The sequence below is a fragment of the Rhizobium sp. SVR5-9E genome (genome assembly GCF_056755095.1).
In genome coordinates, this window is the sequence record NZ_JBNDHS010000542.1 from 1 (window position 1) to 254 (window position 254).

General features: G+C 39.8%; 1 protein-coding gene. It reads left to right on the forward strand.

What is annotated here, in order from left to right; all coding sequences use genetic code 11:
- Positions 1–254: hypothetical protein (locus ACPYOJ_RS35980; protein WP_481420477.1), on the forward strand; the 254-nt coding region annotated here is incomplete at both ends.

Genomic DNA, 254 nt, shown 5'->3' on the forward strand with positions numbered 1-254 from the left:
GAATTAAATGCTGAAAATGTTGCATTGGTTAGATTCGAACAATTATATCCTTTACAGGCTGATGCTATTGAAGCTGTTTTCAGTAAATACAACAACAGAAAAAGCTTAGTATGGGCTCAGGAAGAACCTGAAAATATGGGCGCCTGGTCTTATATCCTGAGAAATTTCAGAGACACAGGTATTCAGGTGATATCTCCTGTTCCAAGTGGTGCCCCGGCTCCGGGAAGTCACAAAATGTTTGAGAAAAACCAAAT